This is a genomic window from Pelomonas sp. Root1444 (assembly GCF_001426885.1).
In the GTDB taxonomy this organism is placed as follows: Bacteria; Pseudomonadota; Gammaproteobacteria; order Burkholderiales; family Burkholderiaceae_C; genus Pelomonas.
This window is the reverse complement of record NZ_LMFP01000003.1, coordinates 1,019,875-1,042,486: the sequence shown is the minus strand read 5'-3', so window position 1 is coordinate 1,042,486 and position 22,612 is coordinate 1,019,875. Positions and strand designations below refer to the sequence as shown.

13 protein-coding genes are annotated in these 22,612 nt (G+C 65.8%); 10 read left to right on the top strand and 3 right to left on the bottom strand.

Translation table 11 applies throughout. The features are described from left to right. The first annotated feature begins 18 nt into the window (after positions 1–18). The 10 genes from ASD35_RS07565 (at position 19) to ASD35_RS07520 (ending at position 16,922) form a co-directional block, all read left to right on the top strand. Entirely contained in the window at positions 19–696 is a 678-nt protein-coding gene (locus ASD35_RS07565) for a type 4a pilus biogenesis protein PilO (RefSeq protein ID WP_369819193.1), read from the top strand. After that, positions 693–1,217 carry a pilus assembly protein PilP gene (locus ASD35_RS07560; protein WP_056874249.1) on the top strand — a complete coding sequence of 175 codons (525 nt, stop codon included), beginning with the start codon at positions 693–695 and terminating at the stop codon, positions 1,215–1,217. Before ASD35_RS07565 ends, ASD35_RS07560 begins: the two co-directional genes overlap by 4 nt. Next, positions 1,214–3,421 (top strand): type IV pilus secretin PilQ, encoded by a 2,208-nt coding sequence (gene pilQ, locus ASD35_RS07555; protein WP_082579976.1) that lies wholly within the window; start codon positions 1,214–1,216, stop codon positions 3,419–3,421. Before ASD35_RS07560 ends, pilQ begins: the two co-directional genes overlap by 4 nt. Positions 3,422–3,450: 29 nt before the next feature. Continuing rightward, positions 3,451–6,897 (top strand): Ig-like domain-containing protein, encoded by a 3,447-nt coding sequence (locus ASD35_RS07550; protein ID WP_056874248.1) that lies wholly within the window; start codon positions 3,451–3,453, stop codon positions 6,895–6,897. Between the two features lie 2 nt (positions 6,898–6,899). Continuing rightward, entirely contained in the window at positions 6,900–7,460 is a 561-nt protein-coding gene (locus ASD35_RS07545) for a shikimate kinase (RefSeq protein WP_200956010.1), read from the top strand. A 37-nt stretch (positions 7,461–7,497) separates the two neighbouring features. Then, complete coding sequence (aroB, locus tag ASD35_RS07540) at positions 7,498–8,592, top strand: 3-dehydroquinate synthase (RefSeq protein ID WP_056874246.1); 1,095 nt, start codon at positions 7,498–7,500, stop codon at positions 8,590–8,592. Next, entirely contained in the window at positions 8,592–9,728 is a 1,137-nt protein-coding gene (locus ASD35_RS07535) for a deoxyguanosinetriphosphate triphosphohydrolase (protein WP_056874245.1), read from the top strand. Before aroB ends, ASD35_RS07535 begins: the two co-directional genes overlap by 1 nt. 63 nt (positions 9,729–9,791) lie before the next feature. Next, positions 9,792–10,481 (top strand): transposase, encoded by a 690-nt coding sequence (locus ASD35_RS07530; protein WP_056874244.1) that lies wholly within the window; start codon positions 9,792–9,794, stop codon positions 10,479–10,481. A gap of 134 nt (positions 10,482–10,615) precedes the next feature. Next, entirely contained in the window at positions 10,616–15,373 is a 4,758-nt protein-coding gene (locus tag ASD35_RS07525) for a glutamate synthase-related protein (protein ID WP_056874243.1), read from the top strand. A gap of 73 nt (positions 15,374–15,446) precedes the next feature. Further along, positions 15,447–16,922: a glutamate synthase subunit beta gene (locus tag ASD35_RS07520; RefSeq protein ID WP_056874242.1), complete on the top strand. Its 1,476-nt coding sequence runs from the start codon at positions 15,447–15,449 to the stop codon at positions 16,920–16,922. A 65-nt stretch (positions 16,923–16,987) separates the two neighbouring features. On the opposite strand, the gene ASD35_RS07515 is transcribed toward ASD35_RS07520, so the two are convergent. The 3 genes from ASD35_RS07515 to ASD35_RS07505 are packed head-to-tail and all read right to left on the bottom strand — an operon-like array spanning position 16,988 to position 22,607. Further along, entirely contained in the window at positions 16,988–20,812 is a 3,825-nt protein-coding gene (locus ASD35_RS07515; protein WP_056874241.1) for a pilus assembly protein, read from the bottom strand. 29 nt (positions 20,813–20,841) lie between these two features. Continuing rightward, on the bottom strand, positions 20,842–21,447 hold the full coding sequence (locus ASD35_RS07510; RefSeq protein ID WP_056874240.1) for a hypothetical protein: 606 nt from the start codon (positions 21,445–21,447) through the stop codon (positions 20,842–20,844). A 5-nt stretch (positions 21,448–21,452) separates the two neighbouring features. Further along, on the bottom strand, positions 21,453–22,607 hold the full coding sequence (locus tag ASD35_RS07505; protein ID WP_235538264.1) for a PilW family protein: 1,155 nt from the start codon (positions 22,605–22,607) through the stop codon (positions 21,453–21,455). Positions 22,608–22,612: the final 5 nt, after the last annotated feature.

Sequence of the window (22,612 nt, the reverse complement as noted above, 5' to 3'; positions counted from 1 at the left end):
CGAACCATGGCCACTTCTATGCGAAAGATCGACCTGAATGCCTGGTTCCAGGACCTCGTCGGCCAGTTCCAGGGGCTCAATCCCAAGGAGCCCGGCCAGTGGCCGATGGCCCCCAAGCTCGCAGCGTCGTTCGGCGTGATGCTGCTGGTGGTAATCGTCGGCTACTTCGTGCTGCTGGCCGATGAACAGGCCGCCCTGGAGGCCGAACAGAACCGCGAACCCCAGCTTCGCCAGGACTACCGAGCCAAGCTCGCCCAGGCCGTCAACCTGCCGGAGCTGCGCAGGCAGAAGAGCCAGGTCGAGGAGTATGTGACCCAGCTCGAAAAGCAGCTGCCTGGCAAGGCCGAGATCGACTCGCTGCTGTCCGACATCAGCAGCGCCGGTGTCGGGCGCGGCTTGCAGTTCGAGCTGTTCCGGCCCGGGCAGGTATTGGTCAAGGACTACTACGCCGAGTTGCCGATTGCACTTCGCGTGTCGGGCCGTTATCACGACATCGGGGCCTTTGCTGCCGATGTGTCCAACCTGTCGCGCATCGTCACCTTGCACAACCTTGTCGTGCAGGCGCCCACCGGTCGTGACGCGAGTACCGCGCTCAGCATGGAAGCCACGGCGCGCACCTATCGCTATCTGGACTCCACCGAAGTGGCCGAGCAGCGCAAGGCTGCGGCCGCAGCCAAGGCCGGAGGCAAGAAATGAGGCGGCTGTTGATCCCCATCGCCGCCACGCTGGCATTGGGCGGCTGCGGCAGCGACCTTGACGAGCTGCGCCAGTGGATGGAGCAGGAGCGCAAGGAAGCCAAGCCGACCGTCACGCCGTTGCTGCCACCCAAGAAGTTCCTGCCCCAGCCTTATGAAGCGGGCGTCGGGGTGGACCCTTTCAGCACGCAGAAGCTCAGCGTCGCCATCAGGCAGGAAGCCGCGCAGCCCAACTCGCTGCTGACGGCCGAGATCAACCGCCGCAAGGAGCCGCTGGAGGCCTACCCGCTGGACACCATGTCCATGGTCGGCAGCCTGACGCGTGAAGGCCGGCGCTATGCGCTGCTGCGCGTCGACAACCTGCTCTACCAGGTCAAGGCCGGGGACTACCTCGGCCAGAACTTCGGCCGCATCACCAAGATCAGCGAGACCGAAATCACGTTGCGAGAAGTCGTCCAGGACGCTGCGGGCGAGTGGATTGAACGCACCAGTACCCTCCAGCTACAGGAGAAGGGACGATGAAGACATTGCAGGAGAACAAGCCGATGGGCCGTAGCTGGTTGTTGGGGGTCGCCTTCGCGCTGCTGGGTGCCCCAGCCGCCTGGGCGCAAACCCAGATCCGTGCCATCAACACCAGCCAACAGGCCGGGGTCGATGTCGTCCGCATCGAGTTGAGCGAGCCACTGGCCGCGCTGCCCAATGGCTTCACGGTGCAGGCACCGCCTCGCATCGCCATCGACCTGCCTGGCGTCGTCAATGGCATTGGCCGCAATCTGGTCGACATCAACCAGGGCAACCTGCGCTCGGCGGCCGTGGCCCAGGCCGGCGACCGGTCTCGCGTCGTGCTGAATCTGCGCCAGGCAACCACGTACAACGCCAAGCTGGAGGGCAATGCGTTGGTCCTCGTGCTGGGGGCGTCAGCGCCCATGGCGCAGGCACCCGGCCAGCCGGTGCACTTTGCGCAAAGCCTGAACGCGGCGCCGCAGGCGCTTCGCGATGTCGATTTCCGCCGCGGCGCCGATGGCGCGGGCCGCATCATCGTCAACCTGCCGAGCAACCAGGTCGGCGTCGACATCCAGCAGCAAGGCCAGGGTCTCGTCGTGGAGTTCCTGCGCTCCAGCCTGCCGGACAACCTGCGCCGCCGGATCGACGTGACGGATTTCGGCACGCCGGTGCAGACGATCGCGACGACGCAGGCGGGCGACCGCGTGCGCATGGTGGTCGAGCCCAAGGGCAGCTGGGAGCACAGCGCCTACCAGAGCGACAACCAGTTCGTGCTCGAAATCAGGCCGCAGAAGGTCGACCCCAACAAGCTGACCCAGGGGCCGGGCTATTCGGGTGACAAGCTGTCGCTGAACTTCCAGAACATCGAAGTGAGGGCGTTGCTGCAGGTCATCGCCGACTTCACCAACTTCAACGTCGTCACCAGCGACACCGTGACCGGCAACGTCACGCTGCGCCTGAAGGACGTGCCTTGGGACCAGGCGCTGGACATCATCATGCAGGCCAAGGGGCTGGGGCTGAAGAAGGCCGGCAACGTGCTGTGGATCGCGCCCAAGGAAGAGCTGGCCACCAAGGAGAAGCTCGACCTCGAAGCCAAGGCGGCGATCGCCCAGCTCGAGCCGGTGCGCACGCAGTCCTTCCAGCTCAACTATGTCAAGGCCGAAGAGATCGCCAAGGGGTTGACGGGCCAGAGCATCGGCTCAGGCAGTTCATCCGGCGGTAGCAGCAGCGGGGGCAGTGGTGGCAGCAGCGGCAGCGGCTCCGGCAGCGGCACGCGCATCCTTTCGCCGCGTGGCAGCGTGATCTCCGAATCCCGCACCAACCAGCTCTTCGTGTCGGACATCCCGAGCAAGCTCGAAGAGATCCAAGCCATGATCGCCAAGATCGACATCCCAGTGCGCCAGGTGCTGATCGAGGCGCGCATCGTCGAGGCCAACGACCGTTTCGGTCGCGCGCTGGGCATCAAGCTGGGCGGTTACGACGCACGGGGCCAGGCTGGCGGCATCCCCGGCTACAACGTTGGCGGCAGCAACTACCTCACCGTGGGCAGCAACTACAACCTGGTGGGCTGGCAGACGCGTCAGACGGCCACCGACCCCGGCTACAACAACACCAACTTCGTCAACCTGCCGGCCAACACCTCGTCGGACAGCTTTGCCGGCGCGGTGGCGCAGACGGTGGCCGTGTCGCTGTTCAGCGCCACAGCCAATCGCTTCCTGAACCTGGAACTCTCGGCGCTGGAATCCGACGGCAAGGGCAAGGTCGTGTCCAGCCCGCGTGTCATCACCGCCGACCAGGTCAAGGCGCTGATCGAGCAGGGTGAGGAGTTGCCCTACCAGGTCGCCACGGCCAGCGGCGCGACGTCGATCGCCTTCCGCAAGGCGAACCTGAAGCTTGAGGTCACGCCGCAGATCACGCCCGAGGGCAGCGTCATCCTGAGCGTCGATGTCAACAAGGACAGCCGCGGCACGCTGACGCCGCAGGGCTACGCCATCAACACCAAGCATGTGCAGACGCAGGTTCTCGTCGAGAACGGCGGCACGGTGGTGATCGGCGGCATCTACACGCAGGACGAGGGCGAGACCATCAACAAGGTGCCCTTGCTCGGCGATGTGCCTGTTCTGGGCAACCTGTTCAAGAACAAGACCCGCACGACTTCCAAGACCGAACTCCTGATCTTCCTGACACCCAAGGTCGTCAGCGAGCGGGCAGCGGTGCGCTAAGACATTCAGAGATATCCAGGAGTTTGAGCATGTTGCAAACCATCGTCACGCAGGGCTGGCGTCGCCTCGCGCGGGCTGCGTTGGGGCTGGGCATGACGGCCTTTCTGTCGGCCTGCGGTGGCGGCGGCGGCAGCGCCGGCGACCCCACCTTCCCTTGTACCGGGGCCAGCTGCCCCGGCGGTGGGACAACCGGCCCGACTGCGGCCGACCTCGTCGTGACGCTCAGCGGCTCGACGCTGCCGACCGATGGCACAGGTTCCGTTCTCGTCACCGTTTATGCGGTCGATGCCAAGCGCAACACGATTGCCGACGTGCCCGTGTCGATCTCGGTCGACCAGAACGCGCTGGTCTCCACGACCGCCACCAAGACCGACACCAGCGGTGTCGTGACCGGCACGGTGCGTATCGGCTCGGATGAATCGAAGCGGACCATCACGGTGACGGCGGCCAGCGGCTCGATCACCAAGACGGCGCAGATCTCGGTGGTCACGCCCTCGCCGACCGGCAACACCACCGGCCCGGCGTTGACCGTGGCGCTCTCTGCCACGCAGATCACGCCTGCCGTGGGCTCGACCGTGACGGTGCAGTTGCGCTCGTCCACAGGGGCCGCGCTTCCTGATGTGGTCGTCAGCTTGGCCACCGGCCGTGGCAACCTGGCCAACCTGTCGGTGGCCACCGTGCGCACCGACGCCAACGGCCAGGCGACCGCCCAGCTGACCGCCAGCCCGTCCGGCGTCACCGGCGCCGACTACGTGACCGCGATCGCGGCCATCGGCTCCACCACGGTCAGCGCGCAACAGGCCTTCACGGTGACGAACGCGCTGCCGACGTTGACCGTCAACCCGGCTTCCGTCACGCTGCGTCTGTCACAGCCGGCGCCGGAAGTGACGGCCACGCTGCGCAACGCCGCCGGCCAGCCCGTGGCGAACCAGGTCGTCACCTTCGCGCCTGTCTCCACAGGAAACATGACCGTGACGCCGGGGTCGGCCCCGACCGACGCCAACGGCGTCGCACGCACCACACTGAAACTCTCGACCACCGCGGGTACGACGTCCGCGACCGACGCGCTGCGCGTGAGCGCCACTTATGCGGAGCAGGCCCTCGTCGGCAACGTCATCGTGCAGATCGTCGGCGAGTCGCCCACGGCAACGATGACGCTGAGCAGTTCCAACCTTTCCGGGTTGGGCGCATCGTCGAAAGCCAATGTGCTGGTACGCGACGTTGGCGGCAATCCGGCAGCGGGGCAGCTCGTGCAGTTCAGCTCGCAGTTCGGCCTGGTGAAGTTCGATGCGTCCACGGCGGTGACCGACGCGACGGGCGTTGCCAGCGTCAATGTCACGCCGGCGACCGGTACGTCCAACGGGGCGGATGTCGTCAGAGCCAACGTGACGGTCGCGGGCATCGCCGCGACGGACAGCAAGCCCGTGCAGGTCGTCAGTGCCACGTCGCCCGGCGCGCCGGTGCTGCAACTCGGCCTCTCGTCCACCTCCGTCAGTTCCGCCGTGCCAGCCACGGTGACTGCCACGTTGACGGATTCGCGCGGTCTGCCCGTTGCAGGCCAGGTGGTCACCTTTGCCGTCATCCGCGGCCTCGGTCGCACCAATGTCGGCACCGCGTTGACCGATGCCACCGGCAAGGCCGTCGCGCTGCTGTCTCCTGCGACGTCCGCATCCGCGGGCGCCGACGAGGTGACGGCCACGGTGCAATACGCCGGCACGACCTTGTCGGCGACGCAAGGCTTCCAGGTTCAGGCGACGAACGCCACCATCGTCAGCTTCACGGGCCCGGGCTCGCTGTCCGCTTACGGCCAGGACACACTGACCATCGTATTGACCGGTGCAGCAGTGGATTCACCGGTCAAGCTCAGCGTCTCGTCCTCGTGCGCTGCCGCGGGTAAGGCTACGGTGTCACCGGCCAGCATTTCCGCGACCAGCAACACGGTCACGCTGCAATACCGCGACAACGGTTGCGGGGCTGTGCAGCCCACGGACCTGCTGCAGGTCGTCATCGACGGCACCTCGACCGCGCGGCAACTGACACTGCCGATCTCCGCACCCGCGGCGGTGAGCCTGGCCTTCATCTCGTCGGTGCCTGAGCAGATCTTCCTGAAAGGCTCGGGCTTCACCGAATCGTCCATCATCACGTTCGAGGTGCGCGACGCGGCCGGCAACCCGCTGCCCAACAAGGTCGTGGAGCTGCGCCTTCAGACCGGCGCTGGTGGGGTGACGATGGAAGGGCGCGGCGTCGAGTCCGTCGATCCGCTGTCGCCCAGCCCGTTCACGCAGACCTCCAACGCCTTGGGGCGCGTGCAGGTTCGGGTGAACTCGGGCACCCAGCCGACGCCAGTGCGCGTGCATGCCAAGCTCAGCGGCGAGAACATCGCCACTGTGTCCAGCAACCTGAGCGTGGGTATCGGTTTGCCGTCGCAGCTGAACTTCTCGATGTCGCAGCAAACGATCAACATCGAGGGCTACAACATCGACAATGTGCCCAACACCTACACGCTGATCGCGGCCGACCGCAGCAGCAACCCGGTGCCGATTGGGACGACGATCAACTTCGTCGCCGAAGGTGGCCAGGTGGAGTCGAACAAGCTGATCTCGCAGACCAACGGCATCTCGCAGGCGACGTCGAATTTCGTCTCCGCACAGCCCAAGCCCGTCGACGGCCGCGTCACCGTCGTGGCGTTTGCCCTGGGTGAGGAGTCCTTCATCGACAAGAACGGCAACAACATCTACGACAGCGGGGAAGAGTTCCAGGACCTGGGCAACATCTTCAAGGATCGCAACTACGACGGCATCTTCGACGCGAGCTTCGACGAGTTCCTCGGCGTCAACCTGCCTGGCAACACCAGCAGCACCTGCGTGCCGCCGACGACCGTGGCGATCTTTGGCCTGAACGCCTACAGCCCCAGCGTGCCGGGCACCTGCGATGGCAAGTGGACAGGCTCCGGCCAGATCTATGTGCGCCGCGCCGTGGAAACGGTGTTGTCGACGTCCACGGCACGTCCGCTGTGGCCGGGCGGCGACTCTCGCGTGGCGTACGCCAACAGCACATTGCCGATGCAAACGGGACCGAGCACATCGCAGGTGACGAACTACCGTGTGGCCGGTGGGGACACCATCTGCAGTGTTAAAGCGAGCGACACCTTCACTCTGCTCGCTGCCGACGCCAATCCGGGCCTGTTGAGCAGTGCGAGCGCAGACCCGAGCCTCGCCGCCAGCTACATCGTGCTGCCGCGCCTGAACCCGATGCCCGCCGGCACGGTGGTCACGGTAGCAACGGCCACCACCGGCTTCTCGGTATCGTTGGCCGGCGGATCACCCGTGCCGAACACCAGCCAAGCCAATCTGGTGGGCATTGGCTACAACTTCGATACCGCGATTTCTGGCTCCGTGACGGTCACCTTCACGAGTCCACGCGGCACTGGCACTTCGTTCTCGTTCACAGTCGAGAAAAAGAACAGCTGCCCCTGAAAGTGAAACTCGCCCTCATCGGCATGCCCGGCGGTGGCAAGTCCACCGTCGGTCGACAATTGGCACGCCAGATCGGCGTGCCTTTTGTCGATTCGGACCACGAGATCGAGGCGCGCATCGGCGGCAGCATCAGGGAGTTCTTCGAGCGCCACGGCGAAGATGTTTTCCGCGACCTTGAGACGGAAGTCATCGGCGACCTGATCGCGCGGCCCGGCGACTGCGTGTTGGCCACCGGCGGCGGTGCGGTGCTGCGCGAGCGCAACCGCGAGCTGCTGCACGGCGGCACGACGGTGCTCTATCTGCGCTCCACACCGGAAGACCTGTTCCGCCGTCTGCGCCATGACACCACGCGGCCGTTGCTGCAGGTGCGCGACCCACTGGCCAGGCTGCGGGAACTGCACCACCAGCGCGACCCGCTCTACCGCCGCTGCGCGCACTATGTGCTGGAGAGCGCCCGGCCGTCGGTGCATGCGCTGGTCAACATGGCGCTGATGCAGCTGGAGCTAGCCGGCCTGCTCGACCCCACGCGGGTCGCTGCGACGGTGGGCGCCGAGCCCCTTTGACGGCTGGCGGTGGAGGGCGGCTCTTACACTTCGCCGCATGCCTGCCACCGATACCGTCCGCATCCAGCTTCCCGACCACCGCAACTACGACATCCGCATCGGCTCGGGTCTGTTGGACCAGCCCGCCAGCTGGCAGGGCCTGCCCAAGGCGGCGGTGGCGGTCATCGTCACCAACGACACCGTCGCACCGCTCTACGCCGAACGGCTGCGTGAACGGCTGCAGGCCGTCTACACCCGGGTCGACCTCGTGGTGCTTCCCGACGGCGAGCAGCACAAGGACTGGGCGAGCCTCAACCGTATCTGCGACCACCTCCTCGGCGAGGCGCTGGACCGCAAGACGGTGCTGTTCGCGCTCGGTGGCGGCGTCATCGGCGACATGACCGGCTTCGCGGCCGCCATCTACATGCGCGGCGTGCCTTTCGTGCAGGTGCCGACCACGCTGCTGGCGCAGGTCGATTCCTCGGTCGGCGGCAAGACCGCGATCAACCATCCGCTGGGCAAGAACATGCTCGGCGCCTTCTACCAGCCCGAGCGCGTGATTGCCGACCTCGACACGCTGGACAGCCTGCCCGAGCGCGAGCTGCGTGCCGGCCTGGCCGAGGTCATCAAGTACGGGCCCATCGCCGATGCCGGCTTCCTGTGCTGGATCGAGGACAACCTGGGCGCGCTGCTGGCTCGCGACAAGGCGGTGCTCGGCTACGCGGTGCGGCGCAGCTGTGAGATCAAGGCGGACGTCGTCGGTCAGGACGAGCGCGAGCAGGGCTTGCGCGCCATCCTCAACTTCGGCCACACCATCGGCCATGCGATAGAAGCGGGCCTGGGCTATGGCGCATGGCTGCACGGCGAGGCCGTCGCTTGCGGCATGGTGCTGGCTGCCGATCTGTCGCAGCGCCTGGGGCTGATGCCGGCCGGCTTCGTCGAGCGGCTGCGTGCTTTGATCGAGCGTGCGGGCCTGCCGGTCCAGCCGCCCCGGCTGGGCGCTGAGCGCTACCTGCAACTGATGCGGGTCGACAAGAAGGCCGAGGCTGGCGCCATCCGCTTCGTGCTGATCGAGGCCCTTGGCCAGGCCGGCCTGCATGCGGTACCCGATGCCCTCATCGTCGAAACGCTGACGGCGCACGGGGCGGCCTGATGACGGCGGGATGCCCGCCCTACGCCGCCGACCCGGCGCACAGCCGCGGCCGGCGGCTGGCGGAACCCGCGGCGCCGACGCGCAGCGAATTCCAGCGCGACCGCGACCGCATCATCCACAGCACCGCCTTCCGGCGCCTCGTCTACAAGACCCAGGTCTTTCTGAACCACGAGGGCGACCTGTTCCGCACACGGCTGACGCATTCGTTGGAGGTGGCGCAACTCGGCCGTTCCATCGCGCGCAGCCTCGGGTTGGACGAGGACCTCGTCGAAGCGGTCGCGCTCGCGCACGACCTGGGCCACACGCCGTTCGGCCATGCGGGCCAGGACGTGCTGGACGAATGCATGCGCGAACACGGGGGCTTCGAGCACAACCTGCAGTCGCTGCGCGTCGTCGACCAACTGGAGCAGCGCTACCCGGATTTCGGCGGCCTCAACCTGTGCTTCGAGACGCGCGAGGGCATCCTCAAGCACTGCTCCCGCCGCAATGCGGAGGCCCTCGAATCGACCGAGCCGGGTGGCATCGCGACGCGCTTTCTGCACGGCGGCCAGCCCAGCCTCGAAGCGCAACTTTGCAACCTCGCCGACGAGGTGGCCTACAACGCGCATGACGTTGACGATGGCGTGCGGTCGGGGCTGATCGAACTGGAGCAGTTGCTGGAGGTCGAACTGGTGCGCGAGCACTGGCGCTCGTCGCTCGACGCCCACCCGCACCTTGCCGGCAAGCGCCTCCTGTTCGAGACCATCCGCCGCATGCTGTCGGCCCAGGTCTACGACATCATCGACGCCACCCGCGCCGCGCTGGGCGAGGCAGCGCCGACCGATTCGGATGCCGTTCGCCGGTGCGACAAGCCCTTGCTTCGATTCAGCGCGGACATGCGCACGAAGAGCACGGCGCTGAAGCGCTTCCTGTTCGCTAATCTGTACCGGCATCCCCAGGTCCAGTCCACGCGGGCGCGAGCCGAGCAAGTGTTGCGTGACTTGTTTGCGGCCTATTCGACCGAGCCGGCCCAGATGCCGGCGGACTTTGCCGAAAGGCCCGACCGCGAGCGGGCGTGCGCCGACTACATCGCCGGCATGACCGACCGCTTCGCGATCCGCGAGCATCAGCGGCTGACCGGCAAGACGCTGTTCTGACCGTGTCGTCCAAAATGGGGTCGGAGTCGATTATCCTGGCGCGTCGCCTAGCAAGGACGCACCATGGCTCGCCTCCCCCGCCTGATCCTGCCGGACCAGCCCCATCACATCATCTTGCGCGGCAACAACCGCCAGGCCATCTTCTACAGTGACTTCGACCGCGAGCACTTGCTGGCGACATTGAAGGAGGCGTCCGCGCAGTACCGCGTGGCCATTCACGCGTACGTGCTGATGGACAACCATCTGCATCTGCTCGCCACGCCGCCGACGGCAGAGGCCCTCAGCCGCATGATGCAGTCGCTCGGCCGACGCTATGTCGGCTGGTTCAACGCCCGTCACCAACGCAGTGGCACCCTGTGGGAGGGGCGTTTCAGGGCGGGGCTGATCGAAGGCGAGCGGCACCTCTTGGCGTGCATGCGCTACATCGAGATGAATCCAGTACGCGCCGGATTGTGTGCGGAGCCTGCCCAGTGGCCATGGTCCAGCGCGGCCCACCACCTCGGGCTGGTTCGCAGCCCGCTTGTCGCGGAGCATGAGATGTATTGGTCGTTGGGCAACACACCTTTCGACCGTGAGCACGCCTATCGCGAATTCCTGGCCGAAGGCGTGCCTGCTGCTGAGAAGGCCCATTTCACCGATGCTGCGTTGCGCGGGCGGCCGATTGGCAGCGAGGCCTTCTTGAAACCGCTGTCAATTGAACACGCCGCGGTGGTCCATAAACGTCCGCGCGGCCGCCCGCGCAAAACAACTTAGCGGGACTATGGCCCCATTTATTTTTCATGAGTCTTCAGAGCAAAAATAAATCGACTCTGACCCCATATTAATGAAGTTGCCGCATTTGCTGCACTGCATTACGCTCCCGCCCTGTCGTTTCCCAGGAGGGCGCCATGAGCCACGCCGCGCAGATTCAGTCCGAAATCCAAGACCTCACAGAACACGGGCTGTACCGGCCAGCGAATGAGAAAGACGCCTGCGGCCTGGGCTTCGTGGCGCATATCAAAGGCCTGAAGGCGCACAACATCGTCCAGCAAGGCCTGAAGATCCTCGAGAACCTGGATCACCGTGGCGCGGTCGGTGCCGACAAGCTGATGGGTGACGGCGCCGGCATCCTGATCCAGATCCCGGACGAGTTCTACCGCGCCGAGATGGCCAAGCAGGGCATCAGCCTGCCGCCGCCCGGCGAGTACGGCGTCGGCATGATCTTCCTGCCCAAGGAGGCCGCCTCGCGACTGGCCTGCGAGCAGGAACTGGCCCGCGCCGTCAAGGCAGAAGGGCAGGTTCTGATCGGCTGGCGTGACGTGCCGGTGGACATGGACATGCCCATGTCCCCCACCGTCCGCGAAAAGGAGCCGGTGATCCGGCAGATCTTCATCGGCCGCGGCCCGGACATCATCGTGCCCGACGCGCTGGAGCGAAAGCTCTACGTCATCCGCAAGACCGCTTCCAGTGCCATCCAGGCGCTCAAGCTCACGCACAGCCGCGAGTACTACGTGCCCAGCATGAGCTGCCGCACGGTCATCTACAAGGGGCTGCTGCTCGCCGACCAGGTCGGCAAGTACTACAAGGACCTGGCCGATCCGCGTGTCGTCTCCGCCATCGCGCTCGTCCACCAGCGCTTCTCCACCAACACCTTCCCGGAGTGGCCGCTGGCCCACCCCTACCGCATGGTCTGCCACAACGGCGAGATCAACACCGTCAAGGGCAACTTCAACTGGATGCGTGCCCGTGAAGGCGTCATGAAGTCGCCCGTGCTGGGGGACGACCTGAAGAAGCTTTACCCCATCAGCTTCGAGCACCAATCCGACACGGCGACCTTCGACAATGCCATCGAACTGCTGACGATGGCCGGCTATCCGCTCGCCCACGCCGCCATGATGATGATCCCGGAGGCCTGGGAGCAGCACGAAGGCATGGATGAGCGCCGCCGCGCCTTCTACGAGTACCACGCCGCCATGATGGAGCCCTGGGATGGCCCCGCCGCCATGGCGTTCACCGACGGCCGCCAGGTCTGTGCCGCGCTGGACCGCAACGGCCTGCGCCCGGCCCGCTACTGCATCACCGACGACGACCTCGTCGTCATGGCTTCCGAATCCGGCGTGCTGCCCATCCCCGAGAGCAAGATCGTCAAGAAGTGGCGCCTGCAGCCCGGCAAGATGTTCCTCATCGACCTGGAGCAGGGCCGCATCGTCGACGACGAGGAGCTGAAGAACCAGTTCGCCAACGCGCGCCCTTATCGCCAGTGGATCGAGAACGTCCGCGTCAAGCTGGACGACATCGCCGTGCCTGAAGCGGCTCGCCCCAGCTTCGGCACGTCGCTGCTGGAGCGCCAGCAAGCCTTCGGCACGACGCAGGAAGACATCAAGTTCCTGCTCGCTCCGATGGCTGCGAATGGCGAAGAAGGCATCGGCTCGATGGGCAACGACTCACCGCTCGCGGTGCTGTCGAGCAAGAACAAGCCGCTGTACAACTACTTCAAGCAGCTGTTCGCCCAGGTCACGAATCCGCCGATCGACCCGATCCGCGAGAACATCGTGATGTCGCTGAACAGCTTCATCGGGCCCAAGCCGAACCTGCTGGACATCAACGCCATCAACCCGCCGATGCGCCTGGAGGTCAGCCAGCCCATCCTGGACTTCGACGACATGGCGCGCCTGCGTGGCATCGAGGTGCCCACCAACGGCAAGTTCAAGCCGAGCGAGCTCGACATCACCTACCCGCGCGATTGGGGTCGTGCCGGTGTCGAAGCCCAGCTCGCCTCGTTGTGCGCCTCGGCCGTGGATGCGCTCAAGACAGGCCACAACATCCTCATCATCACGGACCGCCACCTGAGCCAGGACCGCATCGCGATCCCCGCGCTGCTGGCCCTGTCCGCCGTCCACCACCACCTCGTCCGCGAGGGCCTGCGCACGACGGCCGGCCTGGTCGTCGAGACCGGCACCGCGCGCGAGGTGCATCACTTCGCCGTGTTGGCCGGTTATGGCGCCGAAGCCGTCCACCCCTACCTGGCCCTCGAAACGCTCGAGGCGATGAAGGACGAGCTGCCGCCCAAGCTGACCGCCGAGCAAGCCCGCTACAACTACATCAAGGCCGTGGGCAAGGGCCTGTCGAAGATCATGTCCAAGATGGGCATCTCGACCTACATGTCCTACTGCGGCGCGCAGATCTTCGAGGCCATCGGCCTGCAGCGCGACTTCGTCGAGAAGTACTTCCGCGGCACGCCGACGCAGGTGGGCGGCATCGGCGTGTTCGAAGTGGCCGAGGAGGCAATCCGCATGCACGAAGCTGCCTTCGGCGACGACCCGCTGCTGGACAGCATGCTGGACGCTGGTGGTGAATACGCCTGGCGCACCCGCGGCGAGGAGCACATGTGGACGCCGGACGCCATCGCCAAGCTGCAGCACAGCTCGCGCAGCGGCAAGTTCGAGACGTACAAGGAATACGCCCAGATCATCAACGACCAGAGCAAGCGCCACATGACGCTGCGCGGTCTGTTCGAGTTCAAGTTCGACCCCGCGAAGGCCGTGCCGCTGGAAGAGGTCGAGTCGGCTGCCGACATCGTCAAGCGCTTCGCCACCGGGGCGATGTCGCTGGGCTCCATCTCCACCGAGGCCCACGCCACGCTGGCCGTCGCGATGAACCGCATCGGCGGCAAGAGCAACACGGGCGAGGGCGGTGAAGACCCGGCCCGCTACCGCAACGAGCTCAAAGGCATCAAGATCGTCCAGGGCGCCAAGATCGGCGACGTGCTGGGCCACAAGATCATGGAGGCCGACTACGAGCTGAACGAAGGCGACAGCCTGCGCTCCAAGATCAAGCAGGTCGCTTCCGGCCGGTTCGGTGTCACGACCGAATACCTGGTCAGCGCGGACCAGATCCAGATCAAGATGGCGCAGGGCGCCAAGCCCGGCGAGGGCGGCCAGCTGCCCGGCGGCAAGGTGTCCGAGTACATCGGCTTCCTTCGCCACTCGGTGCCGGGCGTGGGCCTCATCAGCCCGCCGCCCCACCACGACATCTATTCCATCGAGGATCTGGCCCAGCTCATCCACGATCTGAAGAACGTCAACAATCGCGCCGACGTCTCGGTAAAGCTGGTGTCCGAAGTGGGCGTTGGCACCATCGCCACCGGCGTGGCGAAGGCCAAGGCGGACCACATCGTCATCGCCGGCCACGACGGCGGCACGGGCGCCTCGCCCTGGTCCTCCATCAAGCACTGCGGCACGCCGTGGGAGCTGGGCCTGGCCGAGACGCAGCAGACGCTGGTCGTCAACCGCCTGCGCGGCCGCGTGCGCGTGCAGGCCGACGGCCAGATGAAGACCGGCCGCGACGTCGTCATCGGCGCGCTGCTGGGGGCCGACGAGTTCGGCTTCGCGACCGCGCCGCTGGTCGCCGAGGGCTGCATCATGATGCGCAAGTGCCACCTGAACACCTGCCCGGTGGGCGTGGCCACGCAAGACCCGGTGCTGCGCAAGAAGTTCACCGGCCGCCCCGAGCACGTCGTCAACTACTTCTTCTTCGTCGCCGAAGAAGCGCGCCAGATCATGGCGCAGCTCGGTGTGCGCAAGTTCGACGAACTGATCGGTCGCTCTGACTGGCTGGACACCAAGAAGGCCATCAGCCACTGGAAGGCCAAGGGCCTGGATTTCAGCCGTATCTTCCACCGCCCGGTCGTCCCCGCCGACGTGGCCCGCATCCACAACGACGTGCAGGACCATGGCCTGGACAAGGCGCTGGACGTCAAGCTCATCGAGAAGTGCCTGCCCGCCTTCGAAAAGGGCGAGAAGGTGCAGTTCATGCAGGAAGTGACCAACGTGCGCCGCACGGTGGGCGCCATGCTGTCCGGCGAACTGATCCGCCGCAAGCCGGAAGGCCTGCCCGACCACACCATCTTCATCCAGATGGAGGGCACCGGCGGCCAGAGCTTCGGCGCCTTCCTGGCGCAGGGCATCACCTTCTACCTGATCGGTGACGCCAACGACTACACCGGCAAGGGCCTGTCCGGCGGCCGCGTCGTCGTGCGCCCCAGCATCGACTTCCGTGGCGACGCGACGAAGAACATCATCGTCGGCAACACCGTGCTCTACGGCGCGACCCGCGGCGAGGCCTTCTTCCGCGGCGTGGCCGGCGAGCGCTTTGCGGTGCGCCTGTCGGGCGCCACGGCGGTTGTCGAGGGCACGGGCGACCACGGCTGCGAGTACATGACCGGCGGCACCGTCGCCGTGCTGGGCAAAACCGGCCGGAACTTCGCCGCCGGCATGAGCGGCGGCATCGCCTACGTCTATGACGAGGACGGCCATTTCGCCAAGCGCTGCAACACCAGCATGGTTTCGCTGGAGAAGCTGATGACCGCGCAGGAGCAGGAGGCCAATGTCGACAAGGCCATCTGGCACCGCACCAAGGGTGTCGACGGCGTCGACCGCGAGGCCCAGACCGACGAGGCCATCCTGCGCAAGCTGCTGGAAGACCACCACCGCTGGACCGGCAGCCAGCGCGCGCGCGACATCCTCGACCATTGGGCCGAGGCGCGCGCCAAGTTCATCAAGGTGTTCCCGAACGAATACCGCCGCGCCCTGGGCGAACTCAACGCCGCCAAGCAAGCCGCCACCACCATCGCTCAGGCCAAGGCGCCTGCAGCAGCCAAGGTCTGAGTTCAAAGTACTTGCGGGACAGACCGATCGAGCGAAGCAAGTAGCTCTGTCCTCAACTGATTAAGGAAAAAGCATGGGTAAGGTCACCGGCTTCATGGAGTACGAGCGTGTGGAAGAGGGCTATGAGCCCGTCCCCGCTCGCGTCAAGAACTACAAGGAATTTGTCATCGGCCTGAACGTCGAGCAGGCCAAGCAGCAGGGCGCGCGCTGCATGGACTGCGGCACGCCGTTCTGCAACAACGGCTGCCCGGTGAACAACATCATTCCGGACTTCAACGACCTCGTTTACAAGAGCCGCCCGGAAGACTGGAAGAACGCCATCACGGTGCTGCACAGCACCAACAACTTTCCCGAGTTCACCGGCCGCATCTGCCCCGCGCCCTGCGAGGCGGCCTGCACGTTGAACGTCAACGACGACGCGGTGGGCATCAAGTCCATCGAGCACGCCATCATCGACCGCGCCTGGGCCGAAGGCTGGGTGCAGCCGCAGCCGCCCAGGGTCAAGACCGGCAAGAAGGTGGCCGTCGTCGGCGCCGGCCCCGCTGGCCTGGCCGCGGCCCAGCAGCTGGCGCGTGTGGGCCACAGCGTCACCGTGTTCGAGAAGAACGACCGCGTCGGTGGCCTTCTGCGCTACGGCATCCCGGACTTCAAGATGGAGAAGTCTCATATCGACCGCCGCGTCGAGCAGATGAAGGCCGAGGGTGTGGAGTTCCGCACCGGCGTGCTGGTCGCTGCGCTGCCCGAGGGCTCCAAGGTCACCAACTGGGCCAAGGAAACCATCTCCGCCGACGACCTGAAGAGCCAGTTCGACGCCGTGCTGCTCACCGGCGGCGCCGAGCAGTCGCGCGACCTGCCCGTGCCCGGGCGCGACCTGGCCGGCGTGCACTTCGCGATGGAGTTCCTGCCGCAGCAGAACAAGGTCAACGCCGGCGACAAGCTGAAGAACCAGATCCGTGCCGACGGCAAGCATGTCATCGTCATCGGCGGTGGCGACACTGGCTCCGACTGCGTCGGCACCAGCAACCGCCACGGCGCCAAGAGCGTGACGCAATTCGAGCTGCTGCCGCAGCCGCCGGAAGTGGAAGACCGGCCCCTGACCTGGCCCTATTGGCCCATCAAGCTGCGCACCTCGTCGAGCCATGAAGAGGGCTGCGAGCGCGAGTTCGCCATCGCCACGAAGGAATTCATCGGCGAGAAGGGCAAGCTCACCGGCGTCAAGACCGTGCGCCTGCAATGGCAGGGCGGCAAGATGATCGAGGTTGAAGGCAGCGAGCAGATCCTGAAGGCCGACCTCGCTTTCCTCGCCATGGGCTTCGTGTCGCCCGTTGCGACCATCCTGGACGCCTTCGGTGTCGACAAGGACCAGCGTGGCAACGGCAAGGCGTCGACCGAAGGCGTCAATGCCTACAAGACGAATGTCGACAAGATCTTCGCCGCTGGCGACATGCGTCGCGGGCAGAGCCTGGTCGTCTGGGCCATCCGTGAAGGACGGCAGGCGGCCAAGGCGGTGGACGAGTATTTGATGGGGGCGAGCAGCTTGCCGCGTTGAACGGCGCTGGGCTCACAAATGGAAAAGCCGCCCGAGGGCGGCTTTCTTCATGGCGGGTGTCGAGCTCAGTTCCGGATGATGATCTCGCGCCAGTTCAGGCGTTGCAGGCCGATCGCGCCAGGCGGCGTCACCTCTTGACCGCCCGTCTTGCCCTTGTCATCGCCAAAGACCACGCGGACTTTGCTGGGGTCGCCGTCGATCGGCGGGTCGGCCACGATTTGCACGTCCACGACGACACCGTCAGGTGGACTGACGTAGCAGGAAGCGCCTGAGCCCTTGAGCGCGCACGCGCCGGAGCCCAGATCAATGGCAAAGACACGGCTGTTACCGTTGGGCGAACAGGCGTCGCCCGAACTGGGCGCCGTGGCCGCGAACGACACGATGCCGTAGTAGGACACAGGGTCGGACAGCACGCGCCAGCCCGGCCCGCCGGCAGACACGCCCAGATCGAGGTACCAGCCGACCTGTGTGCGCAGATCCAGCGTGATTGGCGTATTCAGGTCGGTGAGCTGACGCATGTTGGACACGGTCAATGGGAAGCTCGCACCGGAAGGCAGGTCGGCCGCAGTGCTGAAGAACGCGTTGGTGCCGTCCAGAATGGCAAAGAAGCGCTGCGCCTGGGCGCTGTTCAGGTCGCTGGAGTCCAGCAGGCGACCGGTCCCGACCGTGATATAGCGCCGGTTGGTACCCGGCTGCACCACCGGCAGCGGCTTGCTGGTGATAGGCAGCGCATTGCCGTCCGAACCGGTCAGCGTGGCGAACTTGACTGGCGCCGGATAGCCCGAAGTGCCCGAGACGTCCAGCCGCCACAGGTTGCCCATCAAGTCGCCGCCGTAGATGGCGTCGGCCACCCCTTCGCCCAGGTTGATGATGAAGGCGTTGATGTGCGCCAGGCCCATTTGGACGCTCGACGAACAGGTGCTGCACTCGGTAGCCACTTTCTCAAGCAAGGCGCCGGTGCGCGGGTTGATGAAAAAGAAGTAGCCCTTGCCATTGCTGTTGTTGTAGCCGGAAGCGGCAACCACCACCCAACCGTACTTGCGCGTCCTCACAACCACCGGCTGGGCGTAGGTGTAACCCAGATCGGTGTCCGTGAATTCCCACAACACCTTTTGTGCCGCGGTCGACTCGTTGGTCACGGAGGCGGGGTTGGTGATGTCCAGCGCGTAGATGACCTTGCCGCCTTTGCCCAGGCCGCCTACCAGCAGCGTGCGCCAATCTGTGCCGCTGCCGCCGGCAGTGCGGCCCAGGTCGACGTCCACGGCCAACGGCGAGGCGTCCACCAGGAAGTGATGGGAGAACTCCGGCTTGCCTACCGAAGCCAACCCATTGACGTTGGGGGTGGAAGTGGGGCCGTTGAACGTCGCACCCGGCACGTAGGCGAAGACTTCCCGGCCTGCGGTGCTGCCCGTCAGGTTGCCGTCGATGGCATGGAGCATGCCGGCGTTCGAGCCTGCGTACACCATGGGCGTGCGATTGGCGTAGGTCGTCTTGAAGGTGTCGTAACCCGGGTTGCTCACCGCCGAGTAAGGGGCCGAAGGCGGGCCCACCGGGCGAACCTTGGCGTTGACGATGTCGCCAACCGGTGACGCCCGGTCACGGTACGCGCGCGTTGAGTTGGTGACCGTGGACGAGCGCTCGTTGGTGCGATCGCCGCGAAGGTAGTTCAGATAGTTCAGGGAGTCGTCGCCGCTGACGTAGTCGGTGTTCAAAAGTGCGAGCTGGGCAGTCGAGATGCTGTCGCTGCGCAACGGCACGCCGGCTTTGGTCGCCGGGTTGTAGGTGACGATGTTCCGCCTGGTATCCCAGCCCGTGTTGGCCGCCTGTGTCGCCAACTTGTCGGCAAAACTCCAGCGGGTCTCCAGGTTGGGTTTTCCGGTCTCCGCGTCGATGGTGGCCAAGCTGGCCACGACGTCGCCCGTCCAGGTCTTGGCGTCGTACTTGGACGCATAGGAAGACACGCCCAGCGTCGAAATCTGCGGCACGGACGTGACGAAGGATGTCGAGTAAGCGCTCAGCTGCGACGCAATGCTGGAAAAGGTCTTCTTAAGGCCGTCGACCATCTGGTCGGCGCGGGCGGCGGTGTAGTAGTTATCCGGCCGCGGGCCGCCGTCCGGCGTGGTGTCGGTGGTGGTGTACCACCAGTTCCTCCCCTCAGCGCCGGCACCATTGGCGAATTGCGCCGCGGTTGCGGTCTCATCCTTGTAGGTGTCTGGCACCTTGAATCCGCCGTACTTGGCCGTGAGGTAAAACTGGTTGTAGCGGTTCTGGTTGTGGTTGCCGTTGTAGCCGTTCTCCATCACGTCCAGCCAGTAGGTCTGGATGGTTTGCGTGCCGGGCATGTCCAGCCGCACGTCGCTGATGTTGGCCCAATAGGCCAGGCCGGCCATCAGTGCCCCGTTGTTCGTGCAGCAGCCACCGTAAGGCTGAGTCGCGCCCAAGCTGCTGCCCATGCCTTGCAGGACGCCGACGCGGTTGGTCCAGGCGAGGGCATCGACGGCGGTGTCGTTGAGGACTTCGGCGGGCTTGGCAGGCTCGGAAGCCCCGGTGGCGCCTGGGAGGTTGCGGTCGGCGTGCGTGTTGACGTCGCCGATGCCGAGGATGAAGTTGCGCTGGCAGGAGTACTGCACCGGGTCGTCCCAGGTGCTGATGACCGGGAAGCCGTCCGCCCAGGTCGCCAGGGTGGCGGCGTTGGCAGCGCCGGGATCCGTCCACGCCGGCACGTTGCCCTTGTTGCGCAGATAGCGCTGGACGGCGTAGTACAGCTCGCCCACCGGGTCATAGGTCTTGTAGGTGCTGGCGGCGCTCGGGTTGATCTCACCGAACTTGTTGAGGTAGTTCATCACCCCGCTGTTGCTCACGGCGGCGCCGAACGCGGTCGCGTCGGTTGAGTCGGGGTTGGTCAACATGACGCCGGTCGAGGCGTCCCATTCGGTCTTTGGGTTGGTGACGGGAAGCCCACCGGGCACCGGCATGGTGGGGCCGACGAACTTCTGCTTGGCGCGCAGGACGCCGCCATCTCGCGCAATGATGTTGTTGGAGATGCGGCTGTCGTTGAGATAGCCGAAGGCGCTGTAGCGGATCTTGTCCGAGTACTGCTGCATCAGGCCGGTCGGCTTGTAATTGCCGTTGCCGTACAGGGTGCAGTTGCTCTCCATGGCGTCCAGGCCGAGAGACGTCTCGCAGACCTTCACGCGGATGAAGACCTCGTAAAGCGTGCCGTGCTGGTAGTTGACCCCTGAGTAGTGCGTGGCGGCATTGCCGTAGTTGGGCGCCGGCGTGTTCGTCGTCGACGTCATGAAGCGCATCTTGTTGCCCAGCGACCAGATGCGAGTGGAGATACCCACTGCTGTCGAGAACGGTGTCGCGCCAGACACCGTTGCGTTGGTCGATACGCTGCTGTCCGGGAAGTTGTTGGTGCCGCCCTGGTTGGTCGCCCAGGCTTTTTCAAGCACCGTCAGTGACGGCGTGTCGATGAGACGGTAGCCGCCGGTCAGCGCCCAGCGGAAGGGGTCGATGGTCTGCATCGACGCCCAGTTCAGGTAATTGCCGCTCCACTGACCGGTGCAGGTGCGGTTGGGCGCCTTGGCCACTGGATAGAAATAGTTGTCGGTGCTGGTGCCGTCGGTGTACCGGTAGGCATAGCACTTCAGCGGGTCGAAATAGCCGATGTAGGTGTTTGCAGCGGAATAGGTGCGGCCGGGGTGGGCGACGCTGATGGCGGTCGGGAATTCGACGGACAGCGCCAGCGCCAGGTTGCCCGGCACGTTGACGGCGGAGAACACCGGTTGGTCTCCCAATCGGACCTGCGCTGTCGTCGTGGCGGCGATGGACATCAGGCTGGCTGCGGCGAGCCAGCCGCGCGCATGGGCTGAGCGGACTGCGTTCATGGGTGACCTCGACATGCCGGGGCGATGCCTCAATTGGTGGTGAACGTGGATTGGAAGAACGACACCGTGTTGCGCGGGCCGGTCACCTTCAGCGTGATGCGGAAGATGGGCTGCGCCGGCGGAGATGGCTTGGGGGGCTCGTTCGACGCCCCGCCAAACACCGGCTGCGTGGCCATCGTGCAGGTGCTCGGCGTGCAGGCACCTTCCGTGAGGGCCATGCGGTCGATGACGTAGCGGATCTTGACGCCCGTGTTGCCACCGACATCGATGTCCTCTGCGCTGGCGACCTTGGCGAACTCCGTGTCGTTCAATAGCGCGACGGGAATGCCCTGGGCGTTGCTGGGCAGCAGTCTGGCGCTGTAGTTGGCAGCCGGTAACGCGGTATTGCGCGTCGCCTCGCTCGCCAGCGCGCCGCCGGCACGCACGGCGGTCATGGCCAGTTGCAGCGCCCGCTCGCCCTGGTTGGTGAGGTCACGCTTGAAACCGATATTGCCCAGCGTGAACTGGCTGCTGTTCAGCGATCGAGAGATGGCCACGGCGCCGATCATCAGAATGACCAGCGTGATCAGCGCGAAGACCAGCACGATGCCGCGCTGGTGACGCGGGTGCGTGTGACGGGTGGAGCGGTGTGTCATCACGGCTAGCGGGAGAACCGAACATTGCGCAGCGGCACCGTGAACTCGACGGTCCGGTAGCGCTGGGTGGTCGTGCCGGTCGGCACGGTGAAGGTGTGCCGCAGCGCCGTCGGCAGGTCGCCGAACAGCGTGAGCGTCGAATTCGTGACCGCATCTTTCTCGGCCAGGTCGCTGCGCAGCACCAGCCCGACGCGCACGGCCAGGATGGACTGAAGGTTGGCCTGCGCCGCCGCAGTGCCGGCGCGCAGCGCCGCGGCGGTGTAGCCGTTCGCTGTGGGCGCTACCCAGTTGGCGACGGTCCGATTCGCCGGCAACGGGTTCAGCGGCAGGGTTGCGACGCCATAGCGCACGCGCATGTCCACCACACCTTCGGCGAGCGCCTGGCTGCCGGTGGTCAGTTGCAGCAAGTCGTAGGCCACCAGGGTGTTGTTGGCACCGATGCCCAGCAACTGCAGGCGCGGGCGGTTGCCGGTCACATTGCCCAGTAGCGAGACCGTCGTGTTGCCGACCGCGAAGTCAGCCAGCGCCACGCCGTTGATGACGTTGGCGCCATATTGCCCACCAAAAGTCAACACCTCGGCGGAGCCGCCTGCAAAGCCCGCGCCCACCTGCTGCAGCATGCAGTTCAGAGGGGGAGCGGCCCGGGGTTGCGACACCAGCACCAGGTCGCCGCCTCGAACGCCCAGCGTGTTGGTCAACCTCACCTGGCCTGCGGCCGCCGTCCCAGGAACGACCGACAGCGCCGCCTCGGCCAATCCGGAATTGCCCGTCGCGACTGAGATGACATCCGAACCGCCCGCGCCTGCACCGGCAAACACCATCAGGGGTGCCAGAACGGGGCTCTGCGGCACGGTAGCGAAGGGGGTGGGGAAGGCGCCTGGCGACGGCAACAACTGACTGCTGTCGCGCGACACGAGCAAGGTGCATCCATAGTTGCTGGCCACCGCCTGGCTGAACCCGGCACCGGCGCTGCGCAGTTCCTGGTCCAGCAGATAGGACACGTAGGCCGCATTGCTGGTCAGGTCGTTGCCGGACGTGACACCGCGGCGCACCGCTTCCTGGCGCGCCACCATGGTGGAGATCGTCAGCGTCAGCACCAGGCCGATGACCACCGCCACCATCAGTTCCGGCAAAGAGAAGCCGCGGTAGCGGCGTGGCACGGTTC